We start from the raw sequence: 16,566 nt of genomic DNA, 5'->3' as shown, positions 1-16,566 counted from the left end.
GGACCACCGGATCGTCTCGCCCCGGGGTGGACACGCAGAAGCCCCGTTCGGTGGGCACCGGGTTGCCGAGGTCCAAGGACGCGGAGTTCCGCAACCCCGCCGGTGACCTCGGCCGCCCTCCGGCCACCGGGCGCTTTCGACCCGTCGATGAGGATCCGCCTCCTCCCGGGACCGCTGAGCCCACATGGTCCGCAGGCACCGCGGCACACCGCCCCCGGATCGCGACAGACCCTTCGGACCGGGGGCCTGCCAACGAGCCACGAGAACCGGCGGGCGCCGAGCCGCTCCGGCGGCCGGACGCGGACCCGCCCCACCCCCCGGGACCGGAGCCGTTCCGTCCGCTGGCCGTGGACGAACCGGCATCGGCCACCCCGTACCGGACCGCGCCCCCGGCCGGGGCGTACGTACCGCGTGCGGTGTCGTGGGACGGTACGGCCACCGTGCAGGCTGACGCCCACGCTCCGGCCCGGTCCGAACCGCTGGCGGTGCCCCAACCGCCAGGCCCACAAGGCCCGTCCCGGGCCGGGCTCCAGGCCGAGTCCCCTGAGGGGACGTTCCCGCCGGGAGGCAGGCCGCAGCACCCGGCCCCTGAGTCGACGTCGAAGGCCGAACTGCCCTTCGGGCAACCGGGCGGGACCCTGACGGAATCCGGAGCCGCCACGGGCGCGTACCGCGTGTCCGCGTTCCCCGAGGAAGTGGCGCCGGTGCACTGGCCCGCACCGGCGGAGGACGCCAACCGCCTGCCCCCGACCGCTCCCCAGCCAGGACTCGCCTGGGTGGCATCGGAACGCCGCTCCCACCCCGACCTCCCGCCCCCGCCCAACGAACCGGCCCTCACCACCTGGCAGAACCCGGAGCCCCACCTCCAGCCATCCCCACCCGCCCGGTCGCAGCCCGCGCGGCACGCACCGGGTGCGGACGTGGACGCGCCGACCGCACCCGAACGCCAAGGCCCTCCGCCCTCGCCGTCACCGGGCCTGGCCATCCGTCAGGCCCCTGAGGACATGCCGCAGCCCCGTCCGGTGGAGCCCCCGCACTCTGGCGCCGGCACGGCAGGGCCCGTCCACGGCCCCCCGGGTGTTGGCACGGCAGCCCACGCCACCCCGCCCCCCGCGCCGAACGCGCCCACCTGCCCGGCCCCTGAGGGCACCCCCCGCTCCAGCCCGACGACAGCGACGCCCCCGGGCCGCACCCCGACACAGTCGGCACACCACACCCCGGACGACCGAGGCGTAGCCACCCCCGCGCCGCGGCCAGAACACCACGCGGGCGAGGGCGGCGGCGAGGGTGAGGCCGCACCGGAGGCAACGCCCGGGTCCCCCCGTGCGGCCCTGCCGGCCGACTCCGGTCGAGCCGACGCCGGGGGTGACGGCGCGGTCCTGACGACCGCCGGAACCGAGGTCACCTCACAGGCCCAGCCCTACGGCTCGGGTGGTGACGACGACTACGGGCAGCAGGCCGCCGTGCCCCGGCAGAAGGAGGCCGTGCCCGGAGAACGTCCCGGCCGGACCGTCCTGGCGGAGGCCGAGCGGGTCTCGTACGCCGACCCCCTGGACGACCCCGACCCGGCCGTCGCCGCCGAAGCTGCGGCCGTGGAGAACCTGCTCCGCTGCTGGGTCCGCGAAGCCGGCGTACCCCGCCCCGACGGCCCCACCGGCACCCCCCTGCGCATCCCCCTCCTCTCATCCGGCACCGCTCTGCTCGTCGCCGTCCAACTGTGGTCCCCCTCGGGATGGCACCGCTTCGCAGCTCCCCGGCTCGAAGGCGCCCCCGCCGACGCCCCTGCCCTGGACGCCGTCACCGTCGCCGCCCTCATCGCCCGCGAGGGCTCGGGGGCGACCGCCGCCGGCGGCGGCAGCGCCGACCTCGTCGGCCGGGTCGCCGACTCGGTACGCCGTACCGCCGAGTTCATCGCAGACCGGCGAGAACGTCCCACCGCCCCCGACCCCGTCGCAGGCGACCGGTTCCTCACCGCCGAGCAGTCCCTCCTCCTCGGCCACCCACTCCAGCCCGACCCGAAGAGCCGCGAAGGCCTCTCCGAAGCCGAGGTCCGCCGCTACTCACCCGAACTCCACGGCTCCTTCCCCCTGCACTGGTTCGCGATCGCCCCGTCCGCCCTCGCCACCGACTCCGCCTGGACCGAACGCGGCCGCCCGGTCTCGGCCGCCCGGCTCCTCGGCCGGCTCGCCCCGGGAATCCCCCTTCCCGACGGCTTCACCCCCCTGCCCCTCCACCCCTGGCAGGCCCGCGAGCTCCTCCAACGCCCCGCCGTCGCAGCCCTGCTCGATTCCGGCCTCCTCCACGACCTGGGCCCCTTCGGTGACCCCTGGTACCCCACCTCCTCCATCCGCACCGTCCACCGCCCGGGCGCCCCCGCGATGCTCAAGCTCTCCCTGGGTCTGCGCATCACCAACTCCCGCCGCGAGAACCTCCGCAAGGAACTCCACCGCGGGGTGGAGGTCCACCGCCTGCTGCGCACCGGCCTCGCCGAGCAGTGGCAGGCCGCCCACCCCGGCTTCGACATCGTGCGCGACCCCGCCTGGGTCGCCGTCGACGCCCCGGACGGCGCCCCCGTCCCCGGCCTCGACGCCCTCCTGCGCCACAACCCCTTCCGCTCCGACGACGACGCCGTCTGCGTCGCCGCACTCACCTCCCCCCGCCCGTGGCCGGGCCGGACCACCCTGCGCTCCCGGCTCTCCGAGATCATCCGCAGCCTCGCCGAAGCCACCGGACACACCACGTCCGCAGTCGCCGCCGAGTGGTTCCTGCGCTACCTCGACCACGTGGTCCTGCCGGTCCTCGCCTTCGACGCACTCGCCGGCATCGCCCTCGAAGCGCACCAGCAGAACACCCTCGTCCTCCTCGACCCAGCCGGCTGGCCGATCGGCGGCCGCTACCGCGACAACCAGGGCTACTACTTCCGCGCGTCCCACCGCGCGGAGCTGGAGCGCCGCCTCCCGGGCATCGGCAGCGCCAGCGACACCTTCGTGTCCGACGCCGTCACCGACGAACGCTTCACCTACTACCTGGGCATCAACAACGTCCTCGGCCTCGTCGGAGCCTTCGGATCCCAGCAGCTCGCCGACGAGCGCGTCCTCCTCGCCGCCTTCCGCCGGTTCCTGGGCAAGGCCGCGCACCTCGGCCCGGTCCCCGCGCGCCTGCTCGACTCACCCACCCTCCGCTGCAAAGCGAACCTGCTCACCCGCCTCGGCGGCCTCGACGAGCTCGTCGGCCCCGTCGACACCCAGTCCGTCTACGTCACCATCGCCAACCCCCTCCACGCCTGACCCGCCACCACCGACGCGGAGAACACCCCGATGCCCTCCACCGGCACCCCCACCACCGGCCCGACCACACGTCACGGCACCGGTCGCGCCCTCGTCGGCCGCATCGGCGAACCACGGGTCAGCGTCGAGATGCTGCCCCTGCTCGCCGAAGCGGACCTCCTCGACTCCCCGGCGACCTGGGGCAGTGCCCCCACCTCCGCCGGCGTCTTCCGCCTCGAACCCGTACGGCCCGCGCGCCACCTGGACCTGATCGCCCACTGGATGAACGACCCCGCGGTGGCCGCCTACTGGGAGCTGGCCGGTCCGACCGCCGTCACCGCCGCCCACCTACGGACCCGGCTCGACGCCGACGGCAGCGTCATCCCCTGCCTCGGCCTGCTCGACGGCACACCGATGAGCTACTGGGAGATCTACCGCGCCGACCTCGACCCCCTGTCGCGGTACTACCCCGCACGCCCCCACGACACCGGTATCCACCTGCTCATCGGAGACGGCACGAACCGGGGCAAAGGGCTGGGCACCGCCCTGCTGCGCGCCGTCGCCGACCTGATCTTCGACAACCGTCCCCGCTGCACCCGCGTCCTCGCCGAACCGGACATCCGCAACACCCCCTCCGTATCAGCCTTCCTGGGCTCCGGCTTCCGCTGTTCCACGGAAGTCGACCTTCCCGACAAGCGAGCCGCGCTGATGATCCGGGAACGGGCGCTGCGCAACCTCCTCTGACTGCCGCCCCCGCACGCCCCGGCCATCGACGCCGGTCATGCTTCTCCCTCCGAAAACTCTGCGCCACGCAGCAAAGTTCCCGATCTTCGAGAGATTCCCTCCCGATCCCCACGGCCCCGCCCCCGGAGCCATGCTCCGGTTCCCCGTACGGGCGGAGATCCGGCGCTCCCAGGCCCGCTTCCCCCGGCACGAGAGCGGCGCCCGGACCCGGGCGCGGACCGCCGCGCCCGCTCCCGCCGGCCCCGGCCACGCTGCGCCCCGGCGTGGCGCTCCACCCGGCGCACCGTCCGGGAATGCCCATTCGGTGCCGCCGCTGTCGGTGGCGCCCCGTAGGGTTGGCGGTGCTATGACGAAGCCCTCCCTCCCCGACCTGCTGCACGCCGCCGTCTCCGCCGTCGGCGGCACGGAGCGCCCCGGCCAGGTGGCCATGGCCGAAGCCGTCGCCGAAGCGATCGACGACAACTCCCACCGGCTGATCCAGGCCGGCACCGGCACCGGAAAGTCCCTGGGCTACCTGGTGCCCGCCCTCGCCCACGGTGAGCGGGTGGTGGTGGCCACGGCCACCCTCGCCCTCCAGCGGCAGCTCGTCGAGCGCGACCTGCCCCGGACGGTGGAGGCGCTGCACCCGCAGCTGCGCCGCCGCCCGCAGTTCGCCATGCTCAAAGGCCGGTCCAACTACCTCTGCCTGCACCGCCTCCACGAAGGGGCCCCGCAGGACGAGGAGGAGGGCCTCTTCGACCAGTTCGAGGCAGCCACCCCCACCAGCAAGCTCGGCAAGGACCTCCTGCGCCTGCGGGACTGGGCCGACGAGACCGAGACCGGCGATCGCGACGACCTGACCCCCGGCGTCTCGGACAAGGCCTGGTCGCAGATCTCCGTCTCCTCCCGCGAATGCCTCGGCGCGTCGAAGTGCGCCTACGGCGCCGAGTGCTTCGCCGAAGCGGCCCGGGAGCGCGCCAAGCTCGCCGACGTGGTCGTCACCAACCATGCGCTGCTCGCCATCGACGCCATCGAGGGTGCCCCGGTCCTGCCGCAGCACGAGGTGCTGATCGTGGACGAGGCCCACGAGCTCGTCTCCCGGGTGACCGGCGTCGCCACCGGCGAGCTGACCCCGGGCCAGGTCAACCGGGCCGTCAAGCGGGCCGCCAAGCTGGTCGACGAGAAGACCGCCGACTCCCTGCAGACCGCCTCCGAGTCCTTCGAGCGGGTCATGGAGCTTGCCCTCCCCGGCCGGCTGGAAGAGGTCCCCGAAGACCTCGGGTACGCGCTCATGGCCCTGCGCGACGCCGCGCGGAACGTGATCTCGGCGATCGGTGCCACCCGCGACAAGTCCGTCCAGGACGAGGACGCGGTCCGCAAGCAGGCCCTGGCCGCGGTGGAGAGCGTCCACGGCGTGGCCGAGCGGATCACCAACGGCTCCGAGTACGACGTCGTCTGGTACGAACGCCACGACCGCTTCGGCGCCACCCTGCGGGTCGCCCCGCTGTCGGTGTCCGGCCTGCTGCGGGAGAAGCTGTTCGAGGACCGTTCCGTGGTCCTGACCTCCGCCACCCTGAAGCTCGGCGGCGACTTCAACGGCGTCGCCGCCTCCCTCGGGCTCTCCGCGGAGGGCGTCGAAGGGGAGGACGTACCGCTCTGGAAGGGCCTGGACGTCGGCTCGCCCTTCGACTACCCCAAACAGGGCATCCTCTACGTCGCCAAGCACCTGGCCACGCCGGGGCGCGAGGGCACCCGGGGCGACATGATGGACGAGCTGGCGGAGCTGATCGAAGCCGCCGGCGGACGCACCCTCGGACTGTTCTCGTCCATGCGCGGAGCCAAGGCGGCGGCCGAGGAACTGCGCGGCCGGATCGAGAACCCCATTCTCCTCCAGGGCGAGGAGACCCTCGGTGAGCTGATCAAGATGTTCGCCGCCGACCCCGCGACCTGCCTGTTCGGCACGCTCTCCCTGTGGCAGGGCGTGGACGTGCCCGGGCCCAGCTGCCAGCTCGTGGTCATGGACCGCATCCCGTTCCCCCGTCCCGACGATCCGCTGATGAGCGCCCGGCAGAAGTCGGTCGAGGAGCACGGCGGGAACGGCTTCATGGCCGTCGCCGCGACCCACGCCGCCCTGCTCATGGCCCAGGGCGCGGGCCGCCTCGTACGGGCCACGGGCGACCGCGGTGTCGTCGCCGTCCTGGACCCCCGGCTCGCCACGGCCCGGTACGGCAGCTTCCTGAAGGCCACCCTGCCGGACTTCTGGTACACCACCGACCGCAACCAGGCCCGCCGCTCCCTGGCGGCCATCGACGCGACCGCGAAGGCGGACGGCGCGTAGCTCCGAGAGCGGCAGCGGACACAAAACAGCCCCGGGACCGGCGCAGTGGATCCCGGGGCTGGACGGTGGCGACGGACTCAGATCCGGCGCAGTACGGCGACGACCTTGCCGAGGATGGTCGCTTCGTCGCCGGGGATGGGCTGGTACGCGGCATTGTGCGGCAGCAGCCAGACGTGGCCGTCCTCGCGCTTGAAGCGCTTGACCGTTGCTTCGCCGTCCAGCATCGCGGCGACGATGTCGCCGTTCTCCGCGACCGGCTGGCGGCGCACGGTGACCCAGTCGCCGTCACAGATCGCGGCCTCGATCATCGAATCGCCCACGACCTTCAGGACGAAGAGCTCACCGTCGCCGACCAGCTGGCGGGGGAGCGGGAACACGTCCTCCACCGACTCCTCGGCGAGGATCGGGCCGCCGGCCGCGATCCGGCCCACCAGGGGCACGTACGACGCGGCGGGCTTGCCCGTGGTGTCCGTGGGCTGCGAGCTCGGCTGGTCCGACCCCCGGACCTCGTACGCCCGCGGGCGGTGCGGGTCGCGGCGCAGGAACCCCTTGCGCTCCAGGGCCATCAGCTGGTGGGCCACGGACGAGGTGCTGGAGAGGCCGACCGCCTGGCCGATCTCACGCATCGACGGCGGGTAGCCGCGCCGCTGCACCGAATCCCGGATGACCTCGATGACCCTCCGCTGCCGGTCCGTGAGCCCGGAGCTGTCGGCGCGGATGCCTGGAGGTCGACCTGGCAACGAGCGTGCGGGGCGTACGGGCTCCGCCTCCGGGTTCAGGTTTGCGTCGTTCATGGCATGCACCGGCTCAAGTCGGCTCTGGGAGCGGTTCTGGGCAGTGATGGTGGCACTGTCTGCGGTGGTGGTCACGTCGGCCCCTCTCGAAATGTTCTCCCTAGCTGGACAACGGTAGTAGCTTTCGAAAGGTTGCGCCAAACACACGTTCGAGTGAAAAATCGCAGATCGTTCAACGTGGCCATATCAAGGGGTGTATAGACGATCGGTTCGCCGAACGCCGGTTCGGCTCGGCAGTCGCTGGTTACGGTACCCTTCCCGCTCGGGTCGCCGACGCGCGGGCACCGGCACAGTCTGGCACCGCGAGGCACTCCGCCGAGGTGTCCGCCGCCGCGACACGCGGAGCGGAATAAATCCACCGCAACCCAAGATCTAGTGGTTGGATGAGCGCGGCCGCCCAGAAGTTGTGGTCCCCGGTCTGTCGGGGCTCCCGACATCGCCTATGCTGGTGGCTGCTTCACGAGCCCCCGACAGAGCCCCGTCCCTGTCGCTCAGGGGCCCCGTGGGGTGATTCAGTCGTGCCAAGAAGGAGGGTGAGGGAACCATGCACTGCCCCTTCTGCAGGCACCCCGACAGTCGCGTAGTCGACAGCCGCACCACGGACGACGGCACGTCGATCCGCCGGCGCCGTCAGTGCCCCGACTGCTCCCGTCGCTTCACGACGGTGGAGACGGCCTCGCTGATGGTGATCAAGCGCAGCGGGGTGACCGAACCCTTCAGTCGAACCAAGGTCATTTCCGGTGTCCGCAAGGCGTGCCAGGGGCGACCCGTCACCGAGGACGCCCTCGCCAAACTCGGCCAACGGGTCGAGGAGGCGGTGCGCGCCACCGGCAGTGCCGAGCTGACCACCCACGACGTGGGCCTGGCGATACTCGGTCCCCTGCAGGAGCTCGATCTGGTCGCCTACCTCCGGTTCGCGTCCGTTTACAAGGCGTTCGACACGCTCGAAGACTTCGAGACCGCCATCGCGGAACTCCGTGTGCCGCGGCCTCACCCCGTAGAGTGCGAGCCCGGTGGGACCCCTCCGGTCCCCGTGCCCGCCTCCGCCGCCGACTGACCGGACGGCCCGCACCGCGGAGCCCTTCGCCCCGCGGTGCGGCCGGTCAGCCAGGCGAAGAAACGTAGATCCAGGACACAGCACCGTGCCGCGGAATAACGCTGGCACTTTAGGGCGTTTTTGCCCGTATATGGGAGGCGGCATGACAGAGACGGCGAGCAGCTCGGCACGTGGTTCCCGCGCCAAGGGGACCAAGGCTGCCAAGGGCGGCCTGCGTATCGAGCGCATCCACACCACCCCGGGCGTGCACCCGTACGACGAGGTGAGCTGGGAGCGCCGTGACGTCGTCATGACCAACTGGCGCGACGGCTCGGTCAACTTCGAGCAGCGTGGCGTCGAGTTCCCCGACTTCTGGTCGGTGAACGCGGTCAACATCGTCACCAGCAAGTACTTCCGCGGCGCGGTCGGCACCGCGCAGCGCGAAACCGGTCTGAAGCAGCTCATCGACCGGATCGTGAAGACGTACACGAAGGCCGGCGAGGACTTCGACTACTTCTCCTCGCCCGCCGACGTGGAGATCTTCGAGCACGAGCTGACGTACGCGCTCCTGCACCAGATCTTCAGCTTCAACTCGCCGGTGTGGTTCAACGTCGGAACGCCCCAGCCGCAGCAGGTCTCCGCCTGCTTCATCCTGGCCGTCGACGACTCCATGGAGTCGATCCTCGACTGGTACAAGGAAGAGGGCATGATCTTCAAGGGCGGCTCCGGAGCCGGCCTGAACCTCTCCCGCATCCGCTCCTCCAAGGAGCTCCTCTCCTCCGGCGGCAACGCCTCCGGTCCGGTCTCCTTCATGCGCGGCGCCGACGCCTCCGCCGGAACGATCAAGTCGGGCGGCGCCACGCGCCGCGCGGCCAAGATGGTCGTCCTGGACGTGGACCACCCGGACGTCGAGGCCTTCATCGAGACCAAGGTGAAGGAGGAGGAGAAGATCCGCGCCCTGCGCGACGCGGGCTTCGACATGGACCTGGGCGGCGACGACATCACGTCCGTCCAGTACCAGAACGCCAACAACTCCGTCCGCGTGAACGACGAGTTCATGGAGGCCGTCGAGAGCGGCTCGCAGTTCGGTCTGCGCGCCCGCATGACCGGCGAGGTCATCGAGAAGGTCGACGCGAAGGCGCTCTTCCGCAAGCTCGCCGAGGCCGCGTGGGCCTGTGCCGACCCGGGCATCCAGTACGACGGTGTGATCAACAACTGGCACACCTGCCCCGAGTCCGGCCGCATCACCGCGTCGAACCCGTGCAGCGAGTACATGCACCTGGACAACACGTCCTGCAACCTCGCCTCGCTCAACCTCATGAAGTTCCTCGACGACGACGGCAAGGGCAACCAGTCCTTCGACGCCGAGCGCTTCGCCAAGGTCGTCGAGCTCGTCATCACGGCGATGGACATCTCCATCTGCTTCGCCGACTTCCCGACGCCGAAGATCGGCGAGAACACCCGCGCCTTCCGCCAGCTGGGCATCGGCTACGCCAACCTCGGCGCCCTGCTGATGGCCACCGGCCACGCGTACGACTCGGACGGCGGCCGCACCCTCGCCGCCTCGATCACCTCGCTGATGACCGGCACCGCGTACCGCCGCTCCGCCGAGCTGGCCGCCATCGTCGGCCCGTACGACGGCTACGCCCGCAACGCCGAGTCGCACAAGCGCGTGATGAAGCAGCACGCCGACGCCAACGCCGTCGCGCCGCGCACCGAGGACCTGGACAAGACGATCTGGGCCGCGGCCACCGAGGCCTGGCAGGACGTCGTCCGCCTGGGCGAGAAGAACGGCTTCCGCAACGCGCAGGCCTCCGTCCTCGCCCCGACCGGCACCATCGGTCTCGCGATGTCCTGCGACACCACCGGAGTCGAGCCGGACCTGGCCCTGGTCAAGTTCAAGAAGCTCGTCGGCGGCGGCTCGATGCAGATCGTCAACGGCACCGTCCCGCAGGCCCTGCGCCGCCTGGGCTACCAGGAGGAGCAGATCGAGGCGATCGTCTCCCACATCGCCGAGCACGGCGTGGTGGTCGACGCCCCGGGCCTGAAGACCGAGCACTACTCGGTGTTCGACTGCGCCATGGGCGAGCGCTCCATCTCCGCGATGGGCCACGTCCGGATGATGGCGGCGATCCAGCCCTGGATCTCCGGCGCGATCTCGAAGACGGTCAACATGCCGGAGACGGCGACCGTCGAGGAGATCGAGGAGATCTACTTCGAGGCCTGGAAGCTCGGCGTCAAGGCGCTCGCGATCTACCGCGACAACTGCAAGGTCGGCCAGCCCCTCTCCGCGAAGAAGAAGGAAGAGGAGAAGGCCGAGGTCACCGAGAAGGCCGAGGAGACCATCCGCGCGGCGGTCGAGAAGGTCATCGAGTACCGTCCGGTCCGCAAGCGCCTCCCGAAGGGCCGCCCGGGGATCACCACCTCCTTCACGGTCGGTGGCGCCGAGGGCTACATGACGGCGAACAGCTACCCGGACGACGGCCTGGGCGAGGTCTTCCTGAAGATGTCCAAGCAGGGTTCGACCCTCGCGGGCATGATGGACGCCTTCTCCATCGCCGTCTCGGTCGGTCTGCAGTACGGCGTGCCGCTGGAGACCTACGTCTCGAAGTTCACGAACATGCGCTTCGAGCCGGCCGGCATGACGGACGACCCGGACGTGCGGATGGCGCAGTCGATCGTCGACTACATCTTCCGCCGCGTGGCGCTCGACTTCCTGCCCTTCGAGACCCGCTCGGCGCTCGGCATCCACTCCGCCGAGGAGCGCCAGCGCCACCTCGACACGGGCTCCTACGAGCCCCTGGACGAGGAGGTCGACACCGAGGCCCTGGCCCAGTCGGCCCCGCTGGCCGCGGTGCCCTCGGCGCCGAAGCCGGTCGCCGTGGCGCCGGTCCCGGCCCCCAAGACGGCGCACAGCAGCGCCGAACTGGTCGAGATGCAGCTCGGCGTGTCCGCCGACGCCCCGCTCTGCTTCTCGTGCGGTACGAAGATGCAGCGCGCCGGCTCCTGCTACATCTGCGAGGGCTGCGGCTCCACCAGCGGCTGCAGCTGACGGTGACGGTCGGCCGCCGGCCCGTACCGGCCGGCGGCCGCTGACACCGTGAACCGCCGAGGCGGGGAGGTCTCCCGGGAGACCTCCCCGCCTCCGGTGCGTCCGCGCCCGCCGGTGTGCTCCCGGCCGGGCGGGCCGGGTACCGTCCGGACGCCGGGTCCGGTGCCGGCCCGGGTCGCGGGCGCGTCGGTCGCGGGTGTGACGGCGGAGCGGGGAGACGGGGAGCCATGTGGAGCGGTGAAGAGCTGGACCTGGACGCCTATCTGGAGCGGATCGGGTACGGGGAGGGAGGCGGGACGGGTGACCGGGAACTGCGCCCCGACCTCGGGACGTTGTACGCAGTGCACCGCGCCCACACCGCCGCCGTCGCCTTCGAGAACCTGGACGTCGCGCTCGGCCGCCCCATCGCGCTCGACGTCAAGGCGATCGAGGCCAAGCTCGTGCACGGCCGCCGGGGCGGCTACTGCTACGAGCAGAACTCGCTGCTGGCCGCCGCCCTGGAGCGGATCGGCTTCGAGGTCTCGGGGCGCGGCGCCCGCAACCGCACCCGCGGGGACTCCCTGCTGGCGGTGACGCACGCCGTCCTCGTCGTCACCGTCGACGGGGAACCGTGGCTGTGCGACGCCGGGTTCGGGTACCAGGGCCCCCTGGAGCCGGTCCCGCTGGCGCGGCCCGGAGCCGAGGTCCGCCAGGGGGAGTGGGCCTTCCGCGTCCGGGAGGAGGCGGACGGCGTCCTCGTCCTGTGCGCCCTGCGCGCCGGGACCTGGCGGGACCTGTACGCCTTCTCCCCGCAGCACTACCACCCCGTCGACTACGTCCTGCTGAACCACTACAGCTCCTCCCACCCCGGCTCCTCCTTCGTCGGACGGGTCGTCGTCCAGCACCCGGGTGGGCCCGTGCGGCGGTCACTCGTCGGGCGCCGGCTGGTGCGCCTGCACCCCGACGGGCGCACCGAGGAGCAGGCCGTGGACCCGGACGGGCTCCTGGACGTGCTCGACCGGGAGTTCGGCCTTCGCCTGCCCGAGCGGGACGCGGCGGAACTGGTCGCGATCCACCGCGCCGGAGACTGACCCGGGCCGCGCCGGGACCGTACGATGGCGCCGTGCTGGTCAAGTGGATTCGCTGCACGGTGACGGACCGACGCGGGTTCGAGCGCGGGCAGCGCAAATGGGCGGGGCTGCCGGGGGAACCCGGATTCCGGGGGCAGGGCGGCGGTTGGAGCCGGGGCCGGCAGGGGGTCGCGCATGTCTTCACGTTCTGGGAGAGCCGTTCCTTCTACGACTCCTTCATGGCGCGCGCGCACGACCGGCTCGCCGCCGCGCAGAACGGCACGTACACCGACCTGCGCGCCACCCTCTTCGACCACCGCTTCGACGTGAAGACCGGCTTCGAGCCTCGCTTCACCGACGCCGACGTGGTCCGGGTCGCGCACACGCGGGTCAGGGAGGGCCGGGTCGACCACTTCGCCCTCATGCAGGAGAAGGTGTGGAATCCGGCCATGGCTGGTTCACCGGGCATGGTCCGGGGCCTCTTCGGCGAGGCCCCTGGACGGGAGTTCCTGGTGCTGTCGATGTGGCACGCGGCCGCCGAGCACGGCAAGTACCGGCAGGAGCGGGTGGAGCGCCTCTCCCTGCGCGCCCAGATCCAGGCCGACGTCGAGGCGCTGACCGGCGACGTCGTCGACCTCGAACCCTCCTGGACGGTATGACCGTACGATGACCGGCCACCCCACCGGCGTGCCCGGTGCGTCGGCCGGTCCGTGGCCGAATAAGGTCGTGGGATGGCTCGACCACGGCGCATCGTCCTTGTCCGGCACGGGGAATCGGAGGGAAACGCCGACGACACCATCTACGAGCGGGAGCCCGACCACGCCCTGCGGCTGACCCGGAACGGGCGCGAGCAGGCCGCGGAGGCGGGCGTCCGGCTGCGCGAACTCTTCCGCGCCGAGACGATCAGCGCGTACGTCTCCCCCTACCGCCGCACCCTGCAGACCTTCCGCGAGCTCGGACTGGACCCCTCCCTGGTCCGGACCCGCGAGGAGCCCCGGCTCCGCGAGCAGGACTGGGGCAACTGGCAGGACCGGGACGACGTACGGCTGCAGAAGGCCTACCGCGACGCCTACGGGCACTTCTTCTACCGCTTCGCCCAAGGCGAGTCCGGGGCCGACGTGTACGACCGGGTCGGATCCTTCCTGGAGAGCCTCTACCGCAGCTTCGAGGCGGACGACCACCCGGAGAACGTCCTCCTGGTGACCCACGGGCTGACCATGAGGCTGTTCTGCATGCGCTGGTTCCACTGGTCCGTGGCCGAGTTCGAGGCCCTGTCCAACCCGGGGAACGGCGAATTCCGCGTACTCCAGCTGGGCCGGGACGGCCGGTACCGGATGGACCGCCCGTTTGAGCGCTGGACCACACCCGAGCCTTACGACCTGGACGGCTAGAGTGGCCCGGGATGACCGCTGACTCCTCTCCCGAAAGGCGCTACGCACGCGCCGTGGCCAGCCTCCGAGGGCTGGCCCTGGGCGACGCGCTGGGTTCCCAGTACTTCGTCCCCGTGAACTACCCGCTGCTCAAGCGGCGCGAGCTGCCGTCCGGCGACGCGACGTGGCAGTGGACCGACGACACCGAGATGGCCTGCTCGGTGGTCGCGGTGCTGGCCGAGCACGGCCGCATCGACCAGGACGCGCTCGCGAGCTCCTTCGCCCGCCACCACGACTTCGACCGCGGCTACGGGCCCGCGGTCAACCGCATGCTGCGGCTGGTCCGCGAGGGCCAGGACTGGCGCACCCTGGCCGCCGAACTGTTCAACGGGCAGGGCTCCTGGGGCAACGGCGCGGCCATGCGCATCGCACCGCTGGGAGCCTGGTACGCCGACGACCCCGAGCAGGCCACGCACCAGGCGGAGATCTCCGCCTACACCACGCACCAGCACCGCGAGGCGGTGTGCGGGGCCATGGCCGTGGCCGCGGCGGCCGCGCTCGCGGCGGCCCCGGACGGTCCGCCGAAGGCTGCGGACCTGCTGGACGGGGTGATCGCGCTGGTGCCGCGCAGCGCCGTGGGCGCCGGGGTGCGCAGGGCGCGGGACATGCTGGACTACGGCGACGCGACCACCGTCGCGGCGGTGCTGGGCTGCGGACGGCGCACGAGCGCCCACGACACGGTGCCGTTCGCACTCTGGTCGGCGGCGCGGGCGCTGGACGACTACGAGCGGGCGTTCTGGACCACCGCCCAGGTGGGCGGCGACGTCGACACCACCTGCGCGATCGTCGGGGGCATCCTGGGATCGCGCGGCGACGCGGTGCTCCCGCCGGCGTGGCTCGACCGCACCGAGGCCCTGCCCGCCTGGCTCCCCGAGACGGCGCGCTGACCCGCCGCAGACCCCATCCGATTGTCACGGTCCTGCCACAGGGACCCTGGGCGTCTGGCTGAATCCGCACGTCACGGGCCTACTCTGTCCGCTTCGCCACCCCCGGGGGACGTGGGGCGGCCGACAGGGGAGGGGAACCCATGGCGGAACACAGCGACGGCGTGGACAAGACGACGGCCAAGGCCGCGGGCGGAGCCGCGGACCCGGCCGGAGCCGCGGGCACGGCCGGTGCGGGCGCCACGGCCCCGGCCGCGCCTGCGGCCCGGGCCACCGCCGGCCCCGGTGCGGGCGACACGGCTGCCGGTGCCACGGCTCCTGAGGTCGCCCCGGCCACCGCCGGCCCCGTGCCGGGGCCGGACACGGACGCCGGTGCCGGGCCCGGGGCGCCGCCCGGTTCGGCGGCCGATGCCGCCGCCTGGCACGCCGCGCAGGCCTACCAGTACCGACTCCGGGCAGCCGCCGCCGCCCGCGCCGAGGGCGGCGCGCCGCCCGCGTGGGCCGTGCTCGTGCGCCCCGCCGAGGCCGCCCCGGTCCGTACCGCCACGCTCGTCGCCGCCCTCGTCACCGGCCTCACCGCGGCCCTGCTGCTCGGCGACGGGCTCGGCATCGGGCTGCTGCTCGCCGTGGCGCCCGCGGCCGTCGCCGCGTACGCCGCCGCCCGAGCGGCCCGGCGTACGGCCCGGCCCTGGACCGTGGCCTGGGCCGTCGGCTGCCTCGCGCTGCTGACCGTACCGGCCCTGCGTGACGCCGCGTGGCCCGCCGTCCTCGCCGTACTCGCCGCGATCCTGCTCGCCGCGCTCGCCCTGCACGGCAGCCGCACCTGGCCCGGCATCGTGCTCAGCCCGGTCGGCTTCCTCGAAGCGGTCGTCTCGGGCACCGGCTGGGCCTGGGCCGGGCTGCGCTCCCGCAGCGGAGCCAGCCGGGAGCGTTGGCTGCCGGTGGCCAAGGCGGTCGTGGTGGCCGCGGTCCTGCTGCTGCTCTTCGGCACGCTGTTCGCCTCCGCCGACGCCGCCTTCGCCGACCTGCTCGGCCACCTCACGCCCGACGTGACGGCCGGGGAAGGGCCGTTGCGCGCCCTGCTCTTCCTGGCCGGCGCCGTTCTCGCGCTCGCCGCCGCCCGCGTCGCCGCCGCCCCGCTGCGCTGGGACCGGATCACCGTCGCACCCGGCGCCGCGCGGTCCCGCGTCGAATGGGCGCTGCCGCTGGTCGTGCTCGACCTGCTCTTCGCCGGCTTCAACGCGGTGCAGCTCGCCGTCCTGTTCGGCGGGTACGACAGGATCCTGCGGAGCACCGGGCTCGGTCACGCCGAATACGCCCGGCAGGGCTTCTGGCAGCTGCTCGGGGCGACGCTCCTGACCCTCGCGGTGATCGCCCTCGCCCTGCGCTGGGCGCCGCGCGGCGGCCCCGGCGACCGGCGCCTCGTCCGCGCGGTGCTCGGCTCGCTGTGCGCGCTGACGCTGATCGTGGTCGCCGCCGCGCTGCGCCGCATGGACCTCTACGTGGACGCGTACGGGCTGACCCGGCTGCGGGTCTCGGTCGCCGCGATGGAGCTGTGGCTCGGGCTGGTCATCGTACTGATCATGGCCGCCGGGGTGTTCGGTGCCCGCTGGCTGCCGCGCGCGCTGGCCGGGAGTGCGGCGGCCGCCGTCCTCGCCTTCGGGCTGCTGTCGCCGGACGGTCTGATCGCCGAGCGGAACGTGTCCCGCTACCAGCAGGACGGCAAGATCGACCTGGCCTACCTCCAATCCCTGTCGGCCGACGCGGTACCCGCCCTCGACGGGCTGCCGGAGCCCCGGCGTTCCTGCGCACTGCGCGGCATCAACGACGAGCTGTCGCGGGGCGGGAGCATCCCCTGGTACGCGATGAGCCTCGGCGAGTACCGGGCCCGGCAGATCCTGCGCGAGCGGCCGGTGACGGCCCCCTACGAGGTCTGCGCGGGCCTCGGCACCTTCGGCGGCAGCGGCCGCATCCGGTACTGACGGCCCGCGGAC

General features: G+C 72.6%; 11 protein-coding genes. 10 read left to right on the top strand and 1 reads right to left on the bottom strand.

Annotation, left to right across the window (positions count from 1 at the left end; genetic code table 11):
- Positions 1 to 1,484 precede the first annotated feature (1,484 nt).
- From CP968_RS08965 to CP968_RS08955, 3 genes are all read left to right on the top strand, one after another.
- Complete coding sequence (locus CP968_RS08965; RefSeq protein ID WP_229886158.1) at positions 1,485 to 3,287, top strand: IucA/IucC family protein; 1,803 nt, start codon at positions 1,485 to 1,487, stop codon at positions 3,285 to 3,287.
- 30 nt (positions 3,288 to 3,317) lie between these two features.
- Positions 3,318 to 4,010 (top strand): GNAT family N-acetyltransferase, encoded by a 693-nt coding sequence (locus tag CP968_RS08960; RefSeq protein WP_150517503.1) that lies wholly within the window; start codon positions 3,318 to 3,320, stop codon positions 4,008 to 4,010.
- Between the two features lie 346 nt (positions 4,011 to 4,356).
- Entirely contained in the window at positions 4,357 to 6,327 is a 1,971-nt protein-coding gene (locus tag CP968_RS08955) for an ATP-dependent DNA helicase (protein ID WP_150517502.1), read from the top strand.
- 77 nt (positions 6,328 to 6,404) lie between these two features.
- On the opposite strand, the gene lexA is transcribed toward CP968_RS08955, so the two are convergent.
- Entirely contained in the window at positions 6,405 to 7,196 is a 792-nt protein-coding gene (lexA, locus tag CP968_RS08950; RefSeq protein WP_150517501.1) for a transcriptional repressor LexA, read from the bottom strand.
- A 469-nt stretch (positions 7,197 to 7,665) separates the two neighbouring features.
- On the opposite strand from lexA, the gene nrdR reads away from it, so the two are divergent.
- The 7 genes from nrdR to CP968_RS08915 all read left to right on the top strand — a co-directional run bounded on the left by nrdR (position 7,666) and on the right by CP968_RS08915 (position 16,554).
- Positions 7,666 to 8,178 (top strand): transcriptional regulator NrdR, encoded by a 513-nt coding sequence (gene nrdR / locus CP968_RS08945; RefSeq protein ID WP_150517500.1) that lies wholly within the window; start codon positions 7,666 to 7,668, stop codon positions 8,176 to 8,178.
- A gap of 142 nt (positions 8,179 to 8,320) precedes the next feature.
- Positions 8,321 to 11,209 carry a vitamin B12-dependent ribonucleotide reductase gene (locus CP968_RS08940; protein ID WP_150517499.1) on the top strand — a complete coding sequence of 963 codons (2,889 nt, stop codon included), beginning with the start codon at positions 8,321 to 8,323 and terminating at the stop codon, positions 11,207 to 11,209.
- A gap of 227 nt (positions 11,210 to 11,436) precedes the next feature.
- Complete coding sequence (locus CP968_RS08935; RefSeq protein WP_150517498.1) at positions 11,437 to 12,279, top strand: arylamine N-acetyltransferase family protein; 843 nt, start codon at positions 11,437 to 11,439, stop codon at positions 12,277 to 12,279.
- Positions 12,280 to 12,311: 32 nt separating this feature from the next.
- On the top strand, positions 12,312 to 12,917 hold the full coding sequence (locus tag CP968_RS08930) for a YdbC family protein (protein WP_150517497.1): 606 nt from the start codon (positions 12,312 to 12,314) through the stop codon (positions 12,915 to 12,917).
- Between the two features lie 72 nt (positions 12,918 to 12,989).
- The gene (locus tag CP968_RS08925; protein WP_150517496.1) at positions 12,990 to 13,649 is read left to right on the top strand and encodes a histidine phosphatase family protein; all 660 of its coding nucleotides are present in this window, start codon (positions 12,990 to 12,992) and stop codon (positions 13,647 to 13,649) included.
- An 11-nt stretch (positions 13,650 to 13,660) separates the two neighbouring features.
- Positions 13,661 to 14,575 carry an ADP-ribosylglycohydrolase family protein gene (locus tag CP968_RS08920; RefSeq protein WP_150517495.1) on the top strand — a complete coding sequence of 305 codons (915 nt, stop codon included), beginning with the start codon at positions 13,661 to 13,663 and terminating at the stop codon, positions 14,573 to 14,575.
- Between the two features lie 140 nt (positions 14,576 to 14,715).
- On the top strand, positions 14,716 to 16,554 hold the full coding sequence (locus tag CP968_RS08915; protein ID WP_150517494.1) for a DUF4153 domain-containing protein: 1,839 nt from the start codon (positions 14,716 to 14,718) through the stop codon (positions 16,552 to 16,554).
- Positions 16,555 to 16,566: the final 12 nt, after the last annotated feature.

The organism is Streptomyces subrutilus, from assembly GCF_008704535.1.
In the GTDB taxonomy this organism is placed as follows: Bacteria; Actinomycetota; Actinomycetes; order Streptomycetales; family Streptomycetaceae; genus Streptomyces; species Streptomyces subrutilus.
Note: the sequence above shows the minus strand (reverse complement) of the source record. Positions and strands in the feature narration are given on the sequence as shown.